The sequence below is a fragment of the Arthrobacter sp. MSA 4-2 genome, assembly GCF_016405885.1.
Taxonomy (GTDB): Bacteria; Actinomycetota; Actinomycetes; order Actinomycetales; family Micrococcaceae; genus Arthrobacter_D.
On sequence record NZ_JAEKGC010000008.1, the window covers coordinates 23445 to 40878 of the forward strand.

General features: G+C 69.8%; 19 protein-coding genes. 10 read left to right on the plus strand and 9 right to left on the minus strand.

Annotation, left to right across the window (positions count from 1 at the left end; all coding sequences use genetic code 11):
* The first annotated feature begins 248 nt into the window (after window positions 1–248).
* The gene (locus tag I6N91_RS10270; RefSeq protein ID WP_233091723.1) at window positions 249–752 is read left to right on the plus strand and encodes a DUF2243 domain-containing protein; all 504 of its coding nucleotides are present in this window, start codon (window positions 249–251) and stop codon (window positions 750–752) included.
* On the plus strand, window positions 745–1617 hold the full coding sequence (locus I6N91_RS10275) for a cytochrome c oxidase assembly protein (RefSeq protein ID WP_198812470.1): 873 nt from the start codon (window positions 745–747) through the stop codon (window positions 1615–1617). The genes I6N91_RS10270 and I6N91_RS10275 overlap by 8 nt, the downstream gene beginning before the upstream one ends.
* On the opposite strand, the gene I6N91_RS10280 is transcribed toward I6N91_RS10275, so the two are convergent.
* Together I6N91_RS10280 and I6N91_RS10285 are read right to left on the minus strand one after the other, a co-directional pair.
* Window positions 1511–2353 carry a DUF427 domain-containing protein gene (locus I6N91_RS10280; protein ID WP_198812471.1) on the minus strand — a complete coding sequence of 281 codons (843 nt, stop codon included), beginning with the start codon at window positions 2351–2353 and terminating at the stop codon, window positions 1511–1513. The two genes, I6N91_RS10275 and I6N91_RS10280, sit on opposite strands and share 107 nt — an antisense overlap.
* A gap of 123 nt (window positions 2354–2476) precedes the next feature.
* Entirely contained in the window at window positions 2477–2884 is a 408-nt protein-coding gene (locus I6N91_RS10285) for a hypothetical protein (protein WP_198812472.1), read from the minus strand.
* A gap of 382 nt (window positions 2885–3266) precedes the next feature.
* Here I6N91_RS10285 and I6N91_RS10290 point away from each other — a divergent pair, with 382 nt between their 5' ends.
* The 3 genes from I6N91_RS10290 to I6N91_RS10300 all read left to right on the plus strand — a co-directional run bounded on the left by I6N91_RS10290 (window position 3267) and on the right by I6N91_RS10300 (window position 5979).
* Window positions 3267–4088 carry a cation transporter gene (locus I6N91_RS10290; RefSeq protein WP_198812473.1) on the plus strand — a complete coding sequence of 274 codons (822 nt, stop codon included), beginning with the start codon at window positions 3267–3269 and terminating at the stop codon, window positions 4086–4088.
* The gene (locus tag I6N91_RS10295) at window positions 4085–4837 is read left to right on the plus strand and encodes an HpcH/HpaI aldolase/citrate lyase family protein (RefSeq protein ID WP_233091724.1); all 753 of its coding nucleotides are present in this window, start codon (window positions 4085–4087) and stop codon (window positions 4835–4837) included. The genes I6N91_RS10290 and I6N91_RS10295 overlap by 4 nt, the downstream gene beginning before the upstream one ends.
* A 704-nt stretch (window positions 4838–5541) precedes the next feature.
* A complete protein-coding gene (locus I6N91_RS10300; protein ID WP_198812475.1) occupies window positions 5542–5979 on the plus strand; it encodes a universal stress protein in 438 nt (145 codons plus the stop codon).
* Window positions 5980–6017: 38 nt separating this feature from the next.
* On the opposite strand, the gene I6N91_RS10305 is transcribed toward I6N91_RS10300, so the two are convergent.
* From I6N91_RS10305 to I6N91_RS10315, 3 genes are all read right to left on the minus strand, one after another.
* Window positions 6018–6926, minus strand: coding sequence for an SDR family NAD(P)-dependent oxidoreductase (locus I6N91_RS10305; protein ID WP_198812476.1), 909 nt, complete (start codon window positions 6924–6926; stop codon window positions 6018–6020).
* 74 nt (window positions 6927–7000) lie between these two features.
* Entirely contained in the window at window positions 7001–8101 is a 1101-nt protein-coding gene (locus tag I6N91_RS10310; protein ID WP_198812477.1) for an ATP-dependent DNA ligase, read from the minus strand.
* Window positions 8102–8154: 53 nt separating this feature from the next.
* On the minus strand, window positions 8155–9057 hold the full coding sequence (locus I6N91_RS10315) for a neutral zinc metallopeptidase (RefSeq protein WP_198812478.1): 903 nt from the start codon (window positions 9055–9057) through the stop codon (window positions 8155–8157).
* Window positions 9058–9282: 225 nt separating this feature from the next.
* Here I6N91_RS10315 and I6N91_RS10320 point away from each other — a divergent pair, with 225 nt between their 5' ends.
* The gene (locus I6N91_RS10320) at window positions 9283–10158 is read left to right on the plus strand and encodes a Rieske (2Fe-2S) protein (RefSeq protein ID WP_120169099.1); all 876 of its coding nucleotides are present in this window, start codon (window positions 9283–9285) and stop codon (window positions 10156–10158) included.
* 8 nt (window positions 10159–10166) lie between these two features.
* Here I6N91_RS10320 and I6N91_RS10325 read toward each other — a convergent pair whose 3' ends face one another.
* The gene (locus I6N91_RS10325; RefSeq protein WP_198812479.1) at window positions 10167–11666 is read right to left on the minus strand and encodes an MDR family MFS transporter; all 1500 of its coding nucleotides are present in this window, start codon (window positions 11664–11666) and stop codon (window positions 10167–10169) included.
* Between the two features lie 291 nt (window positions 11667–11957).
* Between I6N91_RS10325 and I6N91_RS10330 the strand changes: the two genes are divergently transcribed.
* From I6N91_RS10330 to I6N91_RS10340, 3 genes are all read left to right on the plus strand, one after another.
* Window positions 11958–12734 carry a thioesterase family protein gene (locus I6N91_RS10330; protein ID WP_198812480.1) on the plus strand — a complete coding sequence of 259 codons (777 nt, stop codon included), beginning with the start codon at window positions 11958–11960 and terminating at the stop codon, window positions 12732–12734.
* A gap of 84 nt (window positions 12735–12818) precedes the next feature.
* On the plus strand, window positions 12819–13103 hold the full coding sequence (locus I6N91_RS10335) for a DUF427 domain-containing protein (RefSeq protein WP_120169103.1): 285 nt from the start codon (window positions 12819–12821) through the stop codon (window positions 13101–13103).
* Window positions 13104–13235: 132 nt separating this feature from the next.
* Window positions 13236–14267 (plus strand): aldo/keto reductase, encoded by a 1032-nt coding sequence (locus I6N91_RS10340; RefSeq protein ID WP_198812481.1) that lies wholly within the window; start codon window positions 13236–13238, stop codon window positions 14265–14267.
* A 232-nt stretch (window positions 14268–14499) separates the two neighbouring features.
* Here I6N91_RS10340 and I6N91_RS10345 read toward each other — a convergent pair whose 3' ends face one another.
* On the minus strand, window positions 14500–15396 hold the full coding sequence (locus I6N91_RS10345; protein ID WP_198812482.1) for a diacylglycerol kinase family protein: 897 nt from the start codon (window positions 15394–15396) through the stop codon (window positions 14500–14502).
* 215 nt (window positions 15397–15611) lie between these two features.
* Here I6N91_RS10345 and I6N91_RS10350 point away from each other — a divergent pair, with 215 nt between their 5' ends.
* Window positions 15612–16373, plus strand: coding sequence for a biotin/lipoate A/B protein ligase family protein (locus I6N91_RS10350; protein WP_374058940.1), 762 nt, complete (start codon window positions 15612–15614; stop codon window positions 16371–16373).
* 155 nt (window positions 16374–16528) lie between these two features.
* On the opposite strand, the gene I6N91_RS10355 is transcribed toward I6N91_RS10350, so the two are convergent.
* Both I6N91_RS10355 and I6N91_RS10360 read right to left on the minus strand, forming a co-directional pair.
* On the minus strand, window positions 16529–16786 hold the full coding sequence (locus I6N91_RS10355) for a mycoredoxin (RefSeq protein WP_307843322.1): 258 nt from the start codon (window positions 16784–16786) through the stop codon (window positions 16529–16531).
* Between the two features lie 89 nt (window positions 16787–16875).
* Complete coding sequence (locus I6N91_RS10360) at window positions 16876–17310, minus strand: VOC family protein (protein ID WP_198812483.1); 435 nt, start codon at window positions 17308–17310, stop codon at window positions 16876–16878.
* Between the last annotated feature and the right edge of the window lie 124 nt (window positions 17311–17434).

Sequence of the window (17434 nt, forward strand, 5' to 3'; positions counted from 1 at the left end):
CGGTGCGTCCCGTTAAATGTCCGGCGGCCTCGACGGAAAGTAAAGCGGCGCGCTGCACGCGTGGACTCCTGCCATTGCCCGCGCCGTGCGGCAAGGGAAATCGCGTCCGCCCCGCGCCCGGACCTGAGGGCGTGCGGCGTGCGAGGCTGGGAAAGGGCCGACCCCCGGTGGGAGGCCGGGGTGAGCTGCCCGGGTGAGCTGCCTGGGCGGTGCGAGGTCGACGCAGGTTTCGGAGGGAGGACAGAGGATTGCCAACCGATGCCAAGGAAGGCCGGCCGCTGCGCCGCGACCGTTCGATGTGGGCGGGAGTGATGATCGGGGTGGGGATGATGGCCGCCGTCGACGAAATCGTCTTTCACCAGCTGCTCGCCTGGCACTCCTTCTATGACCGGGCAGGAGGCACTGTCGGCCTGGTCTCGGACGGGGTGCTACACGCCGTCGAACTGTTCCTGCTCATCGCCGGCTTCTTCCTGCTGGCCTCGACACTCCGCCGTGGAGCGGCGTCGACCGGCGCCGCCCTGGCCGGGCTGTTCCTTGGCGCCGGCGGGTTCCAGCTGTTCGATGGGCTCATCAACCACAAGGTGCTCCGGTTTCATCAGATCCGGTATGGCGTGGACGTGCTTCCCTACGACCTGGCCTGGAACGCGGCGGCCCTGGCCCTGCTGCTGCTCGGCGCCGTCCTTGCCGGAGTCGTTGCCCGCAGGCGGCGGAGGACCGGAAGCGGCACGAGGGCGGCCCGGCCCGATGCATGAGCACGCCGGTGCGGGCCCCGGCGTCCTGCTGCTTGGAGCCCTCCCGTTCCTGGCTGCGCTGGCGCTCTATCTGGCAGCGGCCGCCGGTGCCCGGCGCGCCGGACGGCCCTGGCCGGTGTACCGCAGCGTGCTTTGGTCGGCCGGGGTGGTGGCGGCCGCCCTCGGCTTCCTCGGGCCGGCCCCCGCGAGCTTTCCTGCCCATATGGGCTCCCACCTCCTGGTAGGCATGGTCGCCCCTCTCCTGCTGGTTCTGGCCGCACCGGCCACGCTGGCCCTGCGGGCGCTCGCCGTCGGGCGCGCCCGCCGGCTATCGGGCCTCCTTCGATCTCCGCCCCTGCGCGTGCTAGCCCATCCGGTACCGGCCTGCGTCCTTAACACCGGTGGGCTCTGGCTTCTGTACACCACCCCGGCCGCGGCTCTCCTCGGCTCCGGCGCCGGGCATGCGGCGGTTCAGGTCCATTTCCTCCTGGCGGGCTGTCTCTTCACCAACGCGATCATCGGCGTCGACCCGAATCCGCACCGGGCCGGATTTGCCCTGCGGACGGCGGTGCTGCTCGCCGCGCTCGCCGGGCACGGCGTCCTCGCGAAATACCTCTACGCGTATCCGCCGCCGGGGGTTCCTGCCGGTCAAGCCGAAACGGGGGCCCACCTGATGTACTACGGCGGCGCACTGGTCGAGGCGGCACTGATCACCGTGTTCTGCGCCCAGGAGTATGCCCGCGCCCACCGGGACGGGCGCGGAGCTGCCGGCGGTCCGGTCAGCTCCAGGGTGTCCGGCGGCGCGGCTGCGGCACGCCGTCGAGCAGCAGATCCGCCCGTTCCTCAAAGAAGCAGACGAGCCCCTGAAGATCAGCGGTCTCGATGAACGGCTCAGCATAGGTCCAGGCGAGGTCGGGGTAGGTCCGTTCGGGCAGTTCGACGTTCCAGTACCGGGCCCGGCCCTTGTACGGGCAGATCGAGAGGGTGTCACTGGGAGCAAGCGGCACCCGGACGGCGTCCGCCGGGAAGTAATAGCGCACGGGCAGCATCGTCTCGAACACCAGCAGCGGGCGGTTCGTCGAGGCGAGCGTGTGCCCGTCGAGCCGCAGCTCGACCTCAAGGGAACTGCGCCGCCGATCGACCCGCCAGTAGGGATCCCGCGGATGCCCGATGATCTCCTCATCCTCTTCAAGCCACGCATCGAGCGAGTCGAAGGAAAAAATGACGTAATCCCGAAGGTCGGCATCGTCCGGGCGGAACGCCTCGGCGGCCTCGCCACTTCCGGGCATCCGCGCCTTCAGGGCAACGCCGGAGCCGGCATGGACCCGGAACGGGACGGTGGGACTCAGCACCGGAGCGCTCGTGGCGACGTCGGGAAGTTCAATCTGCGCCTCGGTGCCCGACGCGGCCGGCGCGGAGTCCTCCGGCACCAGCTCGCAGGCGACGTCCCCCACCGGCACAGCATAGGTGGGAAGGACACGCCGTGGTTCCCAGACGAGCAACGCCTTCCGGCTGTCAAAAAGGGTCTGGCCATCGAGCATCCCCCGGATGCGCTTGGCGGTCGGTTCATACCGCAGCTCCCCCAGATGCCGGCCCAGGAGGTCCCTGATGCGTACGCCCATCCTCTTTCGCCACCCTCCGCGATGATGATCCTGAGCCCGGGACACCGGAGACCGGACCGCACTTCAGCCTACGCCGGTTCCTTCCAGTGTGCCCCTGATGGGGCGTTCGCTTCCCGGGCGGGCTCAGGGGCACGCGTCGGCCGCGAGGGTAATGCCGAAGTCGTAGGTCAGCGTGTAGCTGCGGAGTCCGGTGGAGTAGGTGATCCGGGCGCCCTCGGTGACGCCGCCGCCCCCGCCGGCACCATCGGTGACCGCCAGGATGAGGTTCCCGGTGGCCCCGGCGGGAAGTTCGCTCCCCACGGCCGGCTCGGCCGCGGCCCACCACCGGCGATGCTGGTCGTCGCGCGGAACTGTCGACCCGGCACCGAAGGTGGCACCGGCTCCCTCCGGCACCATCAGCAGGTGCGCCTCGACGAGGTGAAGGCCCCGCGGCTCCTGCAGTTCGACTTTCTCCAGCGTCACGGGGTGCCGCGAGCTGTTCAGCAGGAAGATCTGGCCCGCCGCCGCATGGCCCTCGACCGGCTTCGGCATGCACACACCTGCACCCGAGTCATGGGTCTTTCCCAGCGGTCCGGGATCAAGCAGCCAGGCGGCGGCCAATCCCGCAGCGGCAAGCCCCACTGCTGGGAGGACCCTTCGGGACAATGCCTTTCGGGATAAGGCCTTTCGGAAGGGCGGAGGAAGGGGTAGTGGCGGAGCGCCCGAGGCCCCGCCAACCGTTGGAACCGTGCCGGTCCCTTGCCCTGCGCTCATGGCTTCCCCTCGTGCCCGGATGAGTCGGCGGTACGCGCCGGACGGCCACCGGACCGCCCGGTGTGCCGAAGCATAACGGCACGGGCGCCGAAAGCCTACGGTCCGGGCCGCCGGCCCCTGACTCCCGCCGCGGGGAGCGGGTATCGTGTGGCTGGTGGAGATGCCAACCCATTCAGTCCTCCCCGCGGGGACAGCATCCGGCAGCCGGCCGGGCAGCACCGGCGCCGGGGTACCGCCGGCGTCCGATGGCCGCCGGAGGCTCCTGGCCCGGCGGATCCGTCTCCTGGTGGCGGCCACCATCACCTACAACGCAATTGAAGCGGTGGTGGCGCTCGGCGCCGGAACCGTCGCCTCGTCCGGAGCGCTGCTGGCGTTCGGGCTCGACTCGGTGGTCGAGGTGCTCTCCGCAGCGGCCGTGGCCTGGCAGTTCGCCGGACCCGACCCCGAGGCCCGCGAACCGAAGGCGCTGCGGTTCATTGCGTTCTCCTTTTTCGGATTGGCCGCCTTTGTCACGATTGACGCGGTGCGCGCGCTCGCCGGCGGCAGCGAAGCCCAGCACTCGCCGGTCGGCATCGCCCTGGCCGCGGCCAGCCTCGTGGTGATGCCGTTTCTGTCCCTGGCGCAGCGCCGGGCCGGACGTGAGCTCGGGTCCCGCTCCGCCGTAGCGGACTCGAAACAGACCCTGCTGTGCACCTACCTCTCCGCCGTCCTGCTCGGAGGGCTGCTGCTCAACTCCACGCTGGGGTGGTCCTGGGCCGATCCGATCGCAGCGCTGATTATCGCCGCGGTTGCCCTAAAGGAGGGCTGGGAGGCGTGGAAGGGGGACACCTGCTGCGCGGTGCCGATGGCATCGGCGGCGGAACCGGCGACGGAACCGGCGGGCCGGACAGCCGCCGGCCCGGGGGAGGGGCCGGTCCCGGTAGCCACCGAAGCGCCGTCGTCGTCCTGTTGCCCCGGCAAACCGGCGGAACCCTCTCAATGAACGCCATCGGTCCCGGCTCGTCAGGAGTCTGGTGCTTCCGAGACGACGTGGACACCGTTCTTGCGCTGGCCCGGTCGGGTTTCGACTGGGTGGCGCTCGACGCCCAGCACGGCAGGTTCGACCGGCGCTCGCTGATCGACAACGGGCGCGCCCTGGCCGGTGCCGGTCTCGCCTTCGCGGTCCGCACCGCGGGCCCCGACCCGTCCGGCATCGGACTGGCCCTCGATGCCGGCGCTTCCGCGGTGATCGTTCCCCAGATCGACACCCCCGACGAGGCACGCTGGGTGGTGGACGCCGGCAGGTATCCGCCGCAGGGCTCCCGCAGCTGGGGCCCGCTGGCTCCGCTTTGGGGTCATGAGGCGGCACCGCCTGCTGCGGCTGTTCCCCAGCTCGGTGTCATGATCGAATCCGCAGCGGCGCTGGAAAACGTCGGCGCGATTGCCGAGGTGCCCGGCGTCGACCTCCTGTTCGTCGGGCCGTTCGACCTTGCCCTGTCGCTGGGCACCACCGTCGACGCCCTGCTGGCCGAAAAAGACGGGCCTTTGGTCGAAATTGCCGCCGCGTCGTCCGCGGCCGGGAAGGCGGCAGGGATCTTCGCCGGCGATCCGGAGCGCGCCCGTATCCTGCGGGCCCGCGGCTTCGACCGGATCGCGGTCGCGACGGACTCCGGCGTCATCGCGGCAGGCGCACGCGCTATCCTCGGCGGACCCTGCCCTGACCGCCCTGACCGCACTGACCAGACGGCATGACCAGCCAGCAGTGGGGCAGTGGGCCCGGACCTAAGCAGCGGGCCCGGAGCGAAGGGGCGCGTTCTTAAGTGATGGCGCTGAGCCGCCGGTGGCCAGAAATTTGTGGCGGCCTAAGCGCGCCCTTAGGTGCAGTAGAACCAGCCGGGCGGCCGCCACCCGGAGGGGACCTCGTGTCCGCGGGCCGTCCCGCAGCGCGTACACGTGTAGAAGGTCTGTGCCGGCTCCGTACCTCCGTCCGGCGCCTTTGCGCCCGGCAGGTAGGAGGAATAGATCAGGAAGCTATCCGTGCCGCACTGCGGGCAGGAAGGAACCTGTGCCCGCGGCGTCGGGGTCTGTTGAAGTGGGCTTTGTTGGGTTGGGGCGGGCCGGTTACGGGGCGCCGTGAGTGCGCCGTTGGAGGAGGGCATGGAAGCGGCGTCCGATCCTATGGTTTTTCGGTTCTGCGGATCCGGGAATCCGGGACCCACACTGGAGTGTCGACCAGCGGTCCGGTATGAGACCGGACCGGTCCCCTGCATCAGTATCGTCTTCCTGGGCAGCAGACAGGAGGGCCATTGGTCCCGACTAGCCGTCTACCGGCCGGCGTCGGCTGACATTAGCTTGACGGGATCGGTGACCTTCGGCCCTACGCGGCGATGTGCGACGGGGTCACCCTGTGAGGACGGGCCACCGAGGACGGAAAGACCGCTGCGGAAGGAAAAGCTATGGAGCGTGGGGTTCGGGGACGCGTTGTGGTGGGCCTTGATGGCTCCCCCCAGTCGGTAAAAGCGCTACGTCTTGCCGCGCGGATCGCTCCCGCCTTGGACGCTGACATCACAACGGTGGGCGCTTGGGAGTACCCGGAGGAGTACGCCGGCTATGTCCCCCTGGGAAGCGACAACTTCGCCGAAGTGACAAAGAAACGGATGGACGACGCCATTGCCGAGGCCTTCGGTGAGGAGGTCCCCGCTCAGCTTGAGCGGAAGGTGGTGTTCGGGCGGCCCTCTAAGGTCCTGGTGCGGGAGGGCAGGGATGCCGACCTCCTGATCGTGGGGCGACGCGGACACGGCGGCTTCCGCGGCCTGCTTTTGGGCTCGGTCAGCGCCGCCTGTGTGTCACACGCGGCGTGTCCGGTGTTGGTCGTCCACGAGGAGTCGGACTAGCGCTCCCGTGCCGGCCCGGCGGTGCCGCCACGGTGAAGTCACTGGCAGGCAGACCCGCCGGCGTCCTCCGCGCGGTCGAAGGGATTGGGGAAGGCCGCCGTCGGGGCTCCGGTGATGGCCTGGCGGTTGGAGGAGGGCAGGTGGCCGTGCTCGTCGCGCACCCCGTAGGCCGCGGCCGCCTCGGCGGCGACCAGGGCAAGGCCGCTGAGGCGCAGCACGTCCGGGTCGGCGGCCAGCGCGGAGACCGTCCGCCCGACGAACAGCGGAGTCTCCCGGTTGGTCTCGTGCTCAAAATACTGAAGGTTGGCGACTACGCTCTCGGTGAGGACAAGCCCCGGATAGAGGGCGATCGAGGCGACACCGTGGTCCCGAAGGTCGACGGCCATGTCGGCGGCCAGCCGGTCGATGGCCGCGTGGGCGACGCCGTAGGGAACCGGAGGGACAAAGACCTGCCCAGCGAAGGAGGAAAGGGTGATGATCAGGCCCCTCCCGGCGCGGACCATCAGCGGCGCGGCGAGGGACGAGGCGGCGTAGTGCGCCCGCAGGCCCGCCCGGTGCATCGAATCCCAGAGGCCGAGAGGCTGTTCCCAGAACGGGCCGGGATTGAACTCACTGCCGTCGGTGAACCGCTCGTACCCGCCCCAGGCGGTGTTGGCGAGGACGTCAAGCCGGCCCTGCTCCGACTCGATGCGGGCGAAAGCCTCGGTGAGTTGGTCGTCGTCGGTGACATCCAGGCGCAGCGGGATGCCGGTGCCGCCGGCCTCGGTGACGAGCCGTGCGGTTTCGGTAATGGTCCCGGGCATCCGCGAGGACGCGGTCCCCTCCTCGGTGGTGCGTCCGCCGACGTAGACGGTGGCACCGGCTTCACCGAAGGCGTGGGCGATGCCGCGCCCTACGCCGCGGCTGGCCCCAGTGACGAAGACGATCTGCCGGGCGGTGCTGGTCATGGGGCTCCCTCGTCGGTGGTGCTGGCTACCGCACCAGCATGGCGCACCTCACTCCGGGGACCAACCCGGACGGGTCAGGGCCCGGTGTTGGGGGTGGTCCCGGCCACCGGTGCGCCGCCGGAGAGCACGGTGGCGAGGTCGAAGCTTACGGGTTCCTCAAGCTGGCCGAAGGTGCAGGAGGCCGGATCCCGGTCCGGACGCCAGCGGTTGAACTGGGCGGTGTGGCGGAACCGCTCGCCCTCCATGTGGTCGTAGCGGACCTCGAGGACCCGCTCGGGGCGCAGGGGAGTGAAGGACAGGTCTCGGCCGGCGGCCCAGCGGCTGCCTTCGGCGTTGAACGGGGTGCGGATTCCGTCGTCCTCCCGGGCGGCGGCCCAGGGGTGCTCCTCCGGCGAGGTGACCAGGGGCTGCAACTCCCGGAACAGCTCCCGGCGGCGGGCGGCGGTGAAGGCACCGACCACCCCGACGGCCATCAGGTCCCCGTCGTCGGTGTAGAGCCCCAGGAGCAGGGAACCGATGCCTTCGGCGTCGGCCTTGTGGGTGCGGTAGCCGGCCACCACGCAGTCGGCGGTGCGCTCGTGCTTGACCTTGAACATCGCGCGCTTGTTTGGCTCGTAGTGCCCGTCGAGCGGCTTGGCGACGACCCCGTCCAGGCCGGCGCCCTCGAACTGGGAGAACCACTCGCCGGCGACGGCGGAGTCGGCGGAGGCGGGCGTGAGGTGCACGGGCGGTCGGGCGGCGGCCAAGTGCTTCTCCAGCAGTGCCCGGCGTTCCCGGAAGGGCCTGCCTGTGAGGTCCTCGTCATCGAGGGCGAGCAGGTCGAACGCGACGAAGTGGGCAGGGGTCTCGCGGGCCAGCAGTGCGACGCGGCTCGCCGCGGGATGGATGCGCTGCTGGAGCGCTTCGAAGTCGAGCCGCGCCCCGCTGACGACGATCAGTTCACCGTCGAGGACGCAGCGGTCCGGGAGGTTGGCCCGGACCGCCTCGACCACCTCGGGGAAGTACCGGGTCATCGGGTTGCCGTTGCGGGAGCCGATCTCGACCTCGTCCCCGTCGCGGAAGACGATGGAGCGGAACCCGTCCCACTTCGGCTCATACAGCAGTTCGCCCTCGGGGATCCGGGCAACTGACTTGGCCAGCATCGGGGTCACCGGCGGCATCACGGGTAGCTGCATGCTGATCGTTCTCCTCGGAAGACGTGGCGGGGGTTGGAGTTCAGCGGTCGGGGTCAGGGGCTCAGGTCCGGTGCCCGGAAGGTGTCGCAGGCGTTGATGTCGCCGGTGCGGTAGCCCTCGAGGAACCAGGCCTGGCGCTGCTCGCTGGAGCCGTGGGTCCACACCTCGGGGTTGACCTGGCCGGTCGCCGCTTCCTGGATGCGGTCATCGCCAACAGCCGACGCCGCCGACAGCGCATCGCGCAGGTCCTCGGTGGTGAATTCCCGCAGGAAAGGCTCGCCCGACTCCGGGTCGGGGGTGCTGGAGGCGTGGGCGGCCCACAGGCCCGCGTAGCAGTCGGCCTGAAGTTCGACCCGAACGGCGCCGGACTCCGGCCCCTGGGGGTCCTGCCGGCCCGCCTCAAGGGTGTTGGTGAGGTTTTGGATGTGATGCCCGAACTCGTGAGCGATCACGTACTCCTGCGCCAGCGGCCCCCCGGAGGATCCGAACCGGGTGACGAGGTCGTCGAAGAACGCGGTGTCGTAGTACGTCTGCTGGTCCACCGGGCAGTAGAAGGGCCCGACGGCGCTGGTGGCGCTGCCGCACCCGGTGTCCGTCTGGCCGCTGAATAGGGCCACCCCGGGCGCGCTGTACTCGACGCCGTACTGGTCCAGGTAGGGCAGCCAGAAGCTGTCGAGGCTTTCGGCGGTGGCGAGGATGCGGCAGTCGAGGCGTTCATTGGCGTCGGCGCCGGTCTGACACGAGGTGATCGCCTCCGGCGCGCCGGCACTGCTGCCCTGGCCCTGGCCGGTCCCGTCGTCGAGGCCGAGCTGGCCCACCACCTCGGGTCCGAACAGGAGGGAGAGGATCAACACCAGCCCGCCGCCGAGACCGCCGCCCACGGCCAGGCCACGGCCCCGGCCTCGCCGGTCGCTTACGCGTGAAGGGTCGAGGCGGACGTTGTCGTTGAAACTCATGAAACCAACCATAAGCCAACTGATGATTTTATGGATGGAGTGGTGCGGCGGCCGCGCCGCCCGGGAGCGGCATTGTGCCAGTGCAGCTCCGATGCACCAAGGGAAATTTAGCTTCGGCCCGGCGGCTTGCGGCCCCGCGGGCGCCGCGGACAATAAGGGTTACCGCCCTGCGGTCTCCCGGCTCGAGGGAGCCCTGCGTGCGCGGCCGACCCGAAGGAGATCCCCGTGAACCTGCTGCACTCGATGGTCGAAGCCCTTGAGAAATTCAAGCCCCTCGATACCGTCGCAGCGCCGGTCGCCTCGGCCGTTGAGAAGACCCTGAGGCCGCGCCTCCTGCGCAACGCCCTGAGCGGCACGGCCCTGGGGCACCGGCTGCACCCGGTCCTGACCGACATCCCCACCGGGGCCTGGACCATGGCGACGCTGCTCGACCTGGTGGGCGGACGGGACTCGGAGCACTCGGCGGACCTCCTCGTGGGGGTGGGTATCGCCTCCGCCGTGCCGACGGCGCTCACCGGAGCGAACGACTGGGCGGACACCGTCGGCAAGGACAGCCGGGTGGGCCTGGTCCACGCTATCGGGAACAGCACCGCCCTGACCCTCTACAGCCTGTCGGCGGTGGCCCGGCGCCGGGGCAGCCGCACCGCCGGCACCCTGCTAGGCGTCGGCGGGTGCGGGGCCCTGCTGTTCAGCGCCTACCTGGGCGGGCACCTAAGCTATGCGCGCGGCGTCAACGTCAACCGCACCGCCTGGCGGGAAGGCCCCGAGGCGTGGACGCCGGTGCTGACCGACGGGGAGCTGGCCGACGGCGAGCGCCGGGTGGTGGAGGCCGACGGTGTCTCGATCCTGCTGTACCGCGACGGCGGAACCGTCCGCGCCATGGACAGCGTGTGCAGCCACCTTGGCGGCCCGCTCGAGGAGGGCGAGATCGCCGATGGCTGCGTCACCTGTCCCTGGCACGGCAGTACCTTCCGGTTCGATGACGGAACCGTGGTCCGCGGCCCGGCGAGCAACCCGCAGCCCGTGTACGAGGCGCGGGTCGACGACGGCATGATCACCGTCCGCCGGGCCGCTGCGGAGGAGAGCATCAGCTCCTCCTAGGCCGGAGCCTAGTGCGCCGGCACGGCCGAGGGATCCGGCGCGTTGTCAGGCTTGCGCACGAAGATGGCCGCAATCACCGCGGCCAGGGAGATGACGGCTCCCCAGATAAAGGCAACCTGGATGCCGCCGGCCAGGGCCGCTGTCTCCGACTGCCCCGCGGCCGCCAGGTTGCCTGCGACGATGGTGGTCACCGAGATGAACAGTGCCGTGCCGACGGCGCCGGCGATCTGCTGCACCGTGCCGAAGACGGCGCTGGCGTGGGAGTACAGATTCGGCTTCACCGAGCCGAGCGCCGAGGTCAGCAGCGGCGTCAGCATCAAGGCAAGGCCCAGGCTCCAGACGATGTGGGCGATCAGCACGAGGTAGATCGGCGTGGTTTCCGAGGCGAAGCTCAGGGCCACGAAGGAGATCCCGATGAGCAGCGCTCCGGGTACCAGCAGGAGGCGCGGTCCCCGGCGGTCGAAGACCCGTCCCGTCCACGGTCCGAGGACACCGATCAGGACGCCGCCGGGAAGCAGCAGCAGGCCCGCGACCAGCGGCGACTCACCCAGCACGCTCTGGACGTAGATCGGCAGGAGGATGATCGTTCCGAACAGGGCCATGAAGGCGAGGAACGTGGTCAGGATCGCAAGGGTGAAGTTGCGTGAGGTGAACGTGCGCAGGTCGAGCAGTGCGCGGTCGGCACGCTGCAGCCGGATCTGGCGCACGATGAACAGCGCCAGGAAGATGATGCCGACCACCAGGGGGATCCAGGCGGGAACCAGGGCTTCGGCGCTGGCCTCACCGAGCCGGCTGAATCCGTAGACGATGCCGCCGAAGGCCAGGGCCGAGAGGATGACCGACAGGACGTCGATTGCACTCTTGTGGGGGGAGGTGACGTTTGTCATCTTGGTGGCGCCCAGGATGAGGGAGATCAGCGCGATGGGCAGGACGAGCCAGAACATCCACCGCCAGTCCAGGACGCTGAGGATGGCGCCCGCGGTGGTGGGGCCGACGGCGGGGGCCACGGAGATCACGATTGAAATGTTCCCCATCGTGCGCCCGCGTGAGGCGGCCGGCACCAGGGTCATCACGGTGGTCATCAGCAGGGGCAGCATGATCGCGGTACCGCTGGCCTGGATCACCCGGCCGGCCACGAGGGTGGCGAAGCCCGGCGCGAGGGCGGCGAGCAGGGTGCCGGCGCTGAACAGCGACATGGCGACCATGAACAGTGGGCGGGTATTGAAGCGCTGCAGCAGGAAGCCCGTGATCGGAATAACGACTGCCATCGTGAGGAGGAACGCGGTGCTGAGCCACTGCCCCGCGCTGACGGTGATGCCGAGGTCCTGGACCAGGCGCGGAATGGCGACGCCGGTGATCGTTTCATTCAGGATGACGACGAACGCCGAGACGATGAGGAGGCGGATGACCAGGCGGTTCTTCGCGGAGACCTCCGGCTCGGCCGGCAACGGTGCCGGTCTTGCCGAAAGTGGATCTTGGGACACCTGTGGTGACGTGCTGCGAGGCATGGGCTCTCTTTCTTCTAAGACGGCGCCTACTTTTGCTTCTGCCGCGCGTGCGGCGGCGGCCCCACTACTCCCGGGCGGGAGCGCCGGCGCTTGGCTGGGCCTCGTTTGCGACAACCGCGCAATCCTCCGCTCTATTCCGGCGATGAAAAATCGGTTCCCGGCGCTGTGGCATCCGCACCGAGGCCCGTCTGGATGGCGCGCGGCGGAAATGGGGGGCTGCACTAGCATGGTGCGGGTGCGCCGGAGCAGGGTTCGGCGCCTTCCACCTGCAGATTCCCGAAGGAGTAGCGCATGTCCGGCTCGTACTACCGCTCGTTCGGGGAGGGCCGGTTCGAGTCGACCGTCCACGCCCAAGGGGCCTGGAATCCCGGGGAGCAGCACATGGCGCCCGTGGCGGGACTGCTCGTGCAGAACCTGCTGGACTGCGAGCCCCGCCCGGACCTGCAGCTGGCCCGGGTGGGTTTCGACATCCTGGGAATGATTCCCGGCGGCGAGTTCGAGGTCTCAACCCGGGTCCTTCGGCCGGGACGCACAATCGAGCTGCTCGAGGCCGAGCTGCGCGCTCAGGGCCGCACGGCGGTCACCGCGAGGGCGTGGCGGCTGGCCCGGACCGACACCGCCGAGGTCGCCGCCGTCGAGGATGCCGACATGCCCGGGCCCGGCGAGGCGGGACCCTACGGCGGCATGACGCAGTGGCCCGGCGGCTTCATCGAATCCCTTGAGTTCCGTGTGGTGCCCGGTCACCGCCCGGGCCGCGGCCGCATCTGGCTGCGGACACCGCTGGAGCTCGTCGATGACGGGCCGACGCCGGACCTCGTGCGCTTGTGCGGCATGGTGGATGCGGCCAATGGGATCGCCGCCAGGGTCCGGCCAGGCACGGGCAGCTGGATGTTCCCCAACGTCGACCTCCAACTGCACTTCCACCGCCCGCCCTCCGGGTCCTGGCTGGGCCTGGACACGAGGGTGACGTTCGGGGCGGACGGGGTGGGGCTCACCTCCAGTGTCCTTCACGATCTGGACGGGCCCTTCGGCCGCTCCGAGCAGATCCTCACGGTCCGCCCGCTGTGATTCCGGAATGGTCAGTGCCGTCGGGTCGTTGGGACAAGTGGGCCGCAACGGTCCGTGCGCACCAAACGCAAAGGAACAGGAACTATGCCAAAGGCAGTCTGGAACAACCAGGTCATCGCGGAATCCGCAACTACGGTTCTGGTCGAGGGTAACCACTACTTCCCGAAGGACTCCGTCAAGGAGGAGTTCTTCCGGCCGAGCCCCACGCAGACCACCTGCCCGTGGAAGGGCCAGGCCCACTACGTCACCCTCGAGGCGGACGGCAAGCAGAGCGTCGACGCCGGATGGTTCTACCCGCAGCCCAAGGACGCGGCCCAGAACATCAAGGACCACTACGCGTTCTGGCGCGACGTCGTCGTCACTGACTAAGGTCGGAAGCAGCGGGAACGCCCGGACACAGCCCGGGCCCCGGCACCGCCGCACCACCCGCTCCGCCCCGGCCCCACGGCCGGGGCGGTGCCATGGTGCCACCCGCAGGACCAATGCAACGGAAGGGATCTCATGGAGTACCGGAAACTTGGCAGCAGTGGCACCTCAGTATCGGCGCTTGCCCTCGGCACGATGACCTTCGGGGCGGAAGCCGACGAGGCGGAGTCCCACCGCATCCTCGACGCCTACGCCTCCGCCGGCGGAAACCTGATCGACACCGCCGACGTCTACACCGCCGGCACGTCCGAGGAGATCATCGGGCGCTGGCTGGCTCGAAACCCGGCCGGGCGCGACTCGATGGTGATCGCCTCCAAGGGCCGGTTCCCCATGGGCAAGGGGGTCAATGACCTGGGCCTGACCCGCCGGCACCTGCGCCGGGCGCTCGAGGCCTCACTGACCCGCCTCGGCGTTGACCACCTCGACCTCTACCAGGTGCACTCCTGGGACCCCCACACACCGCTCGAGGAAACCCTCGGGTTCCTCGACGAAGCGGTGCGCAGCGGCAAGATCTCCTACTACGGCTTCTCCAACTACACCGGGTGGCAGCTGACGAAGGCCGTGATGCTCGCACGGGCCTCCGGGTACAGCGCGCCGGTCACTCTCCAGCCGCAGTACAGCCTGCTGGTGCGCGAGATCGAAGCCGAGATCGTCCCGGCCACCCTTGACGCCGGAATGGGCCTGCTGCCGTGGTCACCGCTCGGCGGCGGCTGGCTGAGCGGAAAGTACTCGCGGGACACCCTGCCCACGGGAGCCACCCGGCTGGGGGAGAATCCTCAGCGCGGGATGGAGGCCTGGGAGCAGCGCAACGCCCAGGAGCGCACATGGCGGATTATTGACGCCGTCGGAGAGACCGCGAAGGGCCGCGGCATCAGCGCCTCGCAGGTGGCCCTGGCCTGGGTGGCGCGCCAGCCGGCCGTCACCTCGGTCATCCTTGGCGCGCGTACGGTGGACCAGCTGAAAGACAACCTCGCCTCCGCCGGGCTGGAACTGACCCCGGAGGAGGCCGGCCGGCTCGACGCCGTCAGCGCCCCCCAGTTCAGCGACTACCCCTACGGCGGACCGGCGCTGGAGCAGCGCAGCCGGGCGCTCGACGGAGGGCGCTGAGCCGCTGCGCGCAGCGGGTCCGCCCGCTGCCGGTGCCTACCGCGTCCCGGCCGGACCCGGTCCGCCGGTGAGCAGCGTCCGGGCGACCGCCGAGTACACCTTGAGGGCCCCGATGGTGGTGCGGACGCGCTGCAGGGGACGCTCACGCCTGACGAGATCGGGATCCCGGTCGCGGCCGCGCTCGACCGCGGCCAGCGCGGCTCCGCCTGTCCGCGCCGGGTGGGACCCCGACTCAGCCGAGGACGGCCAGGGCGCGCGGGGCGGCCTCGACCAGGACCTTCGTCTCGGCCGGGGCCGACTTGACCTCGCCGTCGAGCTGGTAAGGCATCGGCTTGACGGTGGTGAACTCGTACCGGCTGACGCTGGGCTGCTTTCCGAGCCCCTTGGAGGCGGCGCGCAGCGCCGTCAACAGCACCTTCCACTTGGCCATATGGGGAAAGACCACCACTTCGAACTGTCCGTCGGAGGGGTGGTCCTCAGCCTCGCTGAGGGTTGCGTACTTCGCCATCTCCGGGATGTTCGCCAGCACGAGGCTGTCGAACCTGCGGTGGACGCCGTCGGTCTGGCGGATCTCGAAGGGCTTGAACTTCGCGAAGGTACGCACCACCGTCACCATTTCCTTGAGGGCGCCCTTGCTTCCCTTTTCGAGGTCGATCGCCACCACGGGCGTGAGTCCAAAGCCGATGTAGGAGTGGGCGTAGTTCGTCTCGGCCTCCGTTCCCTCACCGATCGTGATTTTCAGGAGGTCGAGGCGCCGCACCTCGCCCTCGGCGATCGCCTCGGGAAGGGGTTTGGTCCCGGTGGTGCGGCGGTGGTCATTGGCGTTCCCGGCGGCCATGACGGCGCAGACGGCGTCGCTGCTGCCGCTCTGCATCACCCCGTTGACTACCTCGTTGTACCCGCCGTCGCCGCTGACTGAAACCACGAGGGCGTTGCCCCGCCGGGCAGCCTCCCGGGCGAGTTCCACGGCATGACCGGCGCGCTCGGTGGGCCGCAGGGTGATCTCCGGAGAGTAGGACAGGAGCCGGGTCAGGTCATCGTGGAGCCCCTGGGCGAGCCGTGGCGCGTCCCCGGTGCTGTTCGGGTTGAAGATGATCGAGACGGAATCGAAAGTGCGCGCTGAGTCCATGAAGTGCCCCCGGGGGAGTTCGGTGCTGCGAGACGGTTCGGATACGCCGCCGGTACTGCACCGGGCGGCCCGGACCTTACAACTCCAAGAGTGTCATATAGATTGGGCGCGGGACACGCCGCCGGGCGCAAGCGGCCTCGGGGCGGGTTGATCCGCCCGCTGGAGGGCCGGAACGCAGGTGGACGACGCGGATCGGAACCACACGGAACGGGACGATGCGGAACGAACGGACGGAGCCGGAGGCCATGGAGAACCCCTGGGAGGGAGCGGACACGCTTGAGGTGCACCAGCCGCGCCGCACGTCGGGTGCCGCCGAGGACCTCGACGCGGGCATCGGGCTCCTGAGGGAGGTGGCCGCACGGCGGCGCGGCCCCACCCTGCGGCTGTACCGGCCGGAGCCGACGGTGGCCTTCGGACAGCGCGACGCGCGGCTTCCGGGATTCCGCGAGGCCAGCGGCAAGGTGCGGGCGGCCGGGTTCGAACCGCTGGTGCGCCGAGCCGGCGGGAGGGCCGCCGCATACCACCGGGGCTGCCTGATCGTGGACCATATCGAACCGGCCTCCGATCCGGTGTCCGCCACCCGCGCGCGCTTCGAATTCTTCGGCGGCCTCCTCGCCCGGGCGCTGCAGGACGCCGGCGTCTCCGCCGCGGTGGGTGAGATCCCGGGGGAGTACTGTCCCGGGGAGTTCAGTGTCCACGGCCCCGCGGGCGGGCCGGGGCAGATCAAACTGGTGGGAACGGCGCAGCGGGTGGTGGCCGGGGCGTGGCTGTTCTCGTCGGTGCTGATCATCGAGGACGCGGCGCCCCTGCGGGCAGTGCTCACCGACGCCTATTCGGCCCTTGACCTGAAGTGGGACCCGGCCACCGCGGGAGCGGCCGAGGATCTTCGCCCGGGCCTGCGGGTGCGCGACCTAGAGGAAACTGTTCTCGGCGCCTACGACCGGCACGTGCGGCTCGTTCCAGCGCCGGATCTATAGCGCCGGATCTGTAGGGCCGGATCTGTAGGGCGGGTCAGTATGACCGGACCTGTTGGACGGCCCGTATGAACGGCAGGTAGGGCCGGACCTGTTGGGCCGGCAGCTGGGCAGTGGCGGCAGCCGGCGGGACGCGCCCACCGGCCGGCCGCTGCGGCCTAGACGCCGAGGCGGGTCTTGACCTCAGCCACGGACGGGTTCGTCGCCGCAGAGCCATCGGGGAAGATGACCGTGGGGACCGTCTGGTTTCCTCCGTTGAGCGAGGCGACCAGTTCGGCCGTCCCCTCGGTCTCCTCGATGTTGATGTCGCGGAAGCCGATGCCCTGGGCTGTGAGCTGGGACTTCAGCCGGCGGCAGTAGCCGCACCACGATGTCGAGAACATGGTGATGGTCCCGTTTTCTGGTGTGTAATCCACGGTGCTCCTCCTGGGATGGCTGCAAAAAGTGGTGCTGTTGTGGTTTCAGTACCTACAGATGCAACGCCGCTGCACGGGTTTCGATTCCGTCAGGCGATTTCGACGATGGAAACGGTGCCGTCCGGCTCCACCTTCAGGCCCGGGTTGTAGCAGACCTCCCACCGGAATCCGTCAGGATCTGCGAAGTACCCGGAATACCCGCCCCAGCTCATCTGGGTTCCCGTCGCCACGATCGTTCCGCCGGCGGCTGCGGCCTCGTGGAGCACCGCATCGACCGCCGCGGGTGAGTCAACATTGTGGGCCAGTGTGAACAGCTGCGGGTTCCCCGGCCCGCCTCCGCCAGCCTCCGCTGCGAGGTGGTCGAGGCGGAACAGGGACAGCAGCAGCCCGTGGCCCACCTGGAAGAAGGCCACCTCCTCCGGGACGTGGAGTTTGGGCGCCCAGCCCAGCCCGTCCGCGTAGAAGGCGAGGGAGGCCCCGAGGCTGCGCACCCCGAGGGTGATCACATTCACCGTTGAATCCATTCCCCGATCCTCTCACCGCCTCCGCCCGGTTCCCGGACAGACGCCCGGGCGTGGCGCGGCGGTTGTTGGTCGCGCCCGAGCGCAGCGGATACGATCAGAGGACCGCGGCGACGCCCGGTTCCGG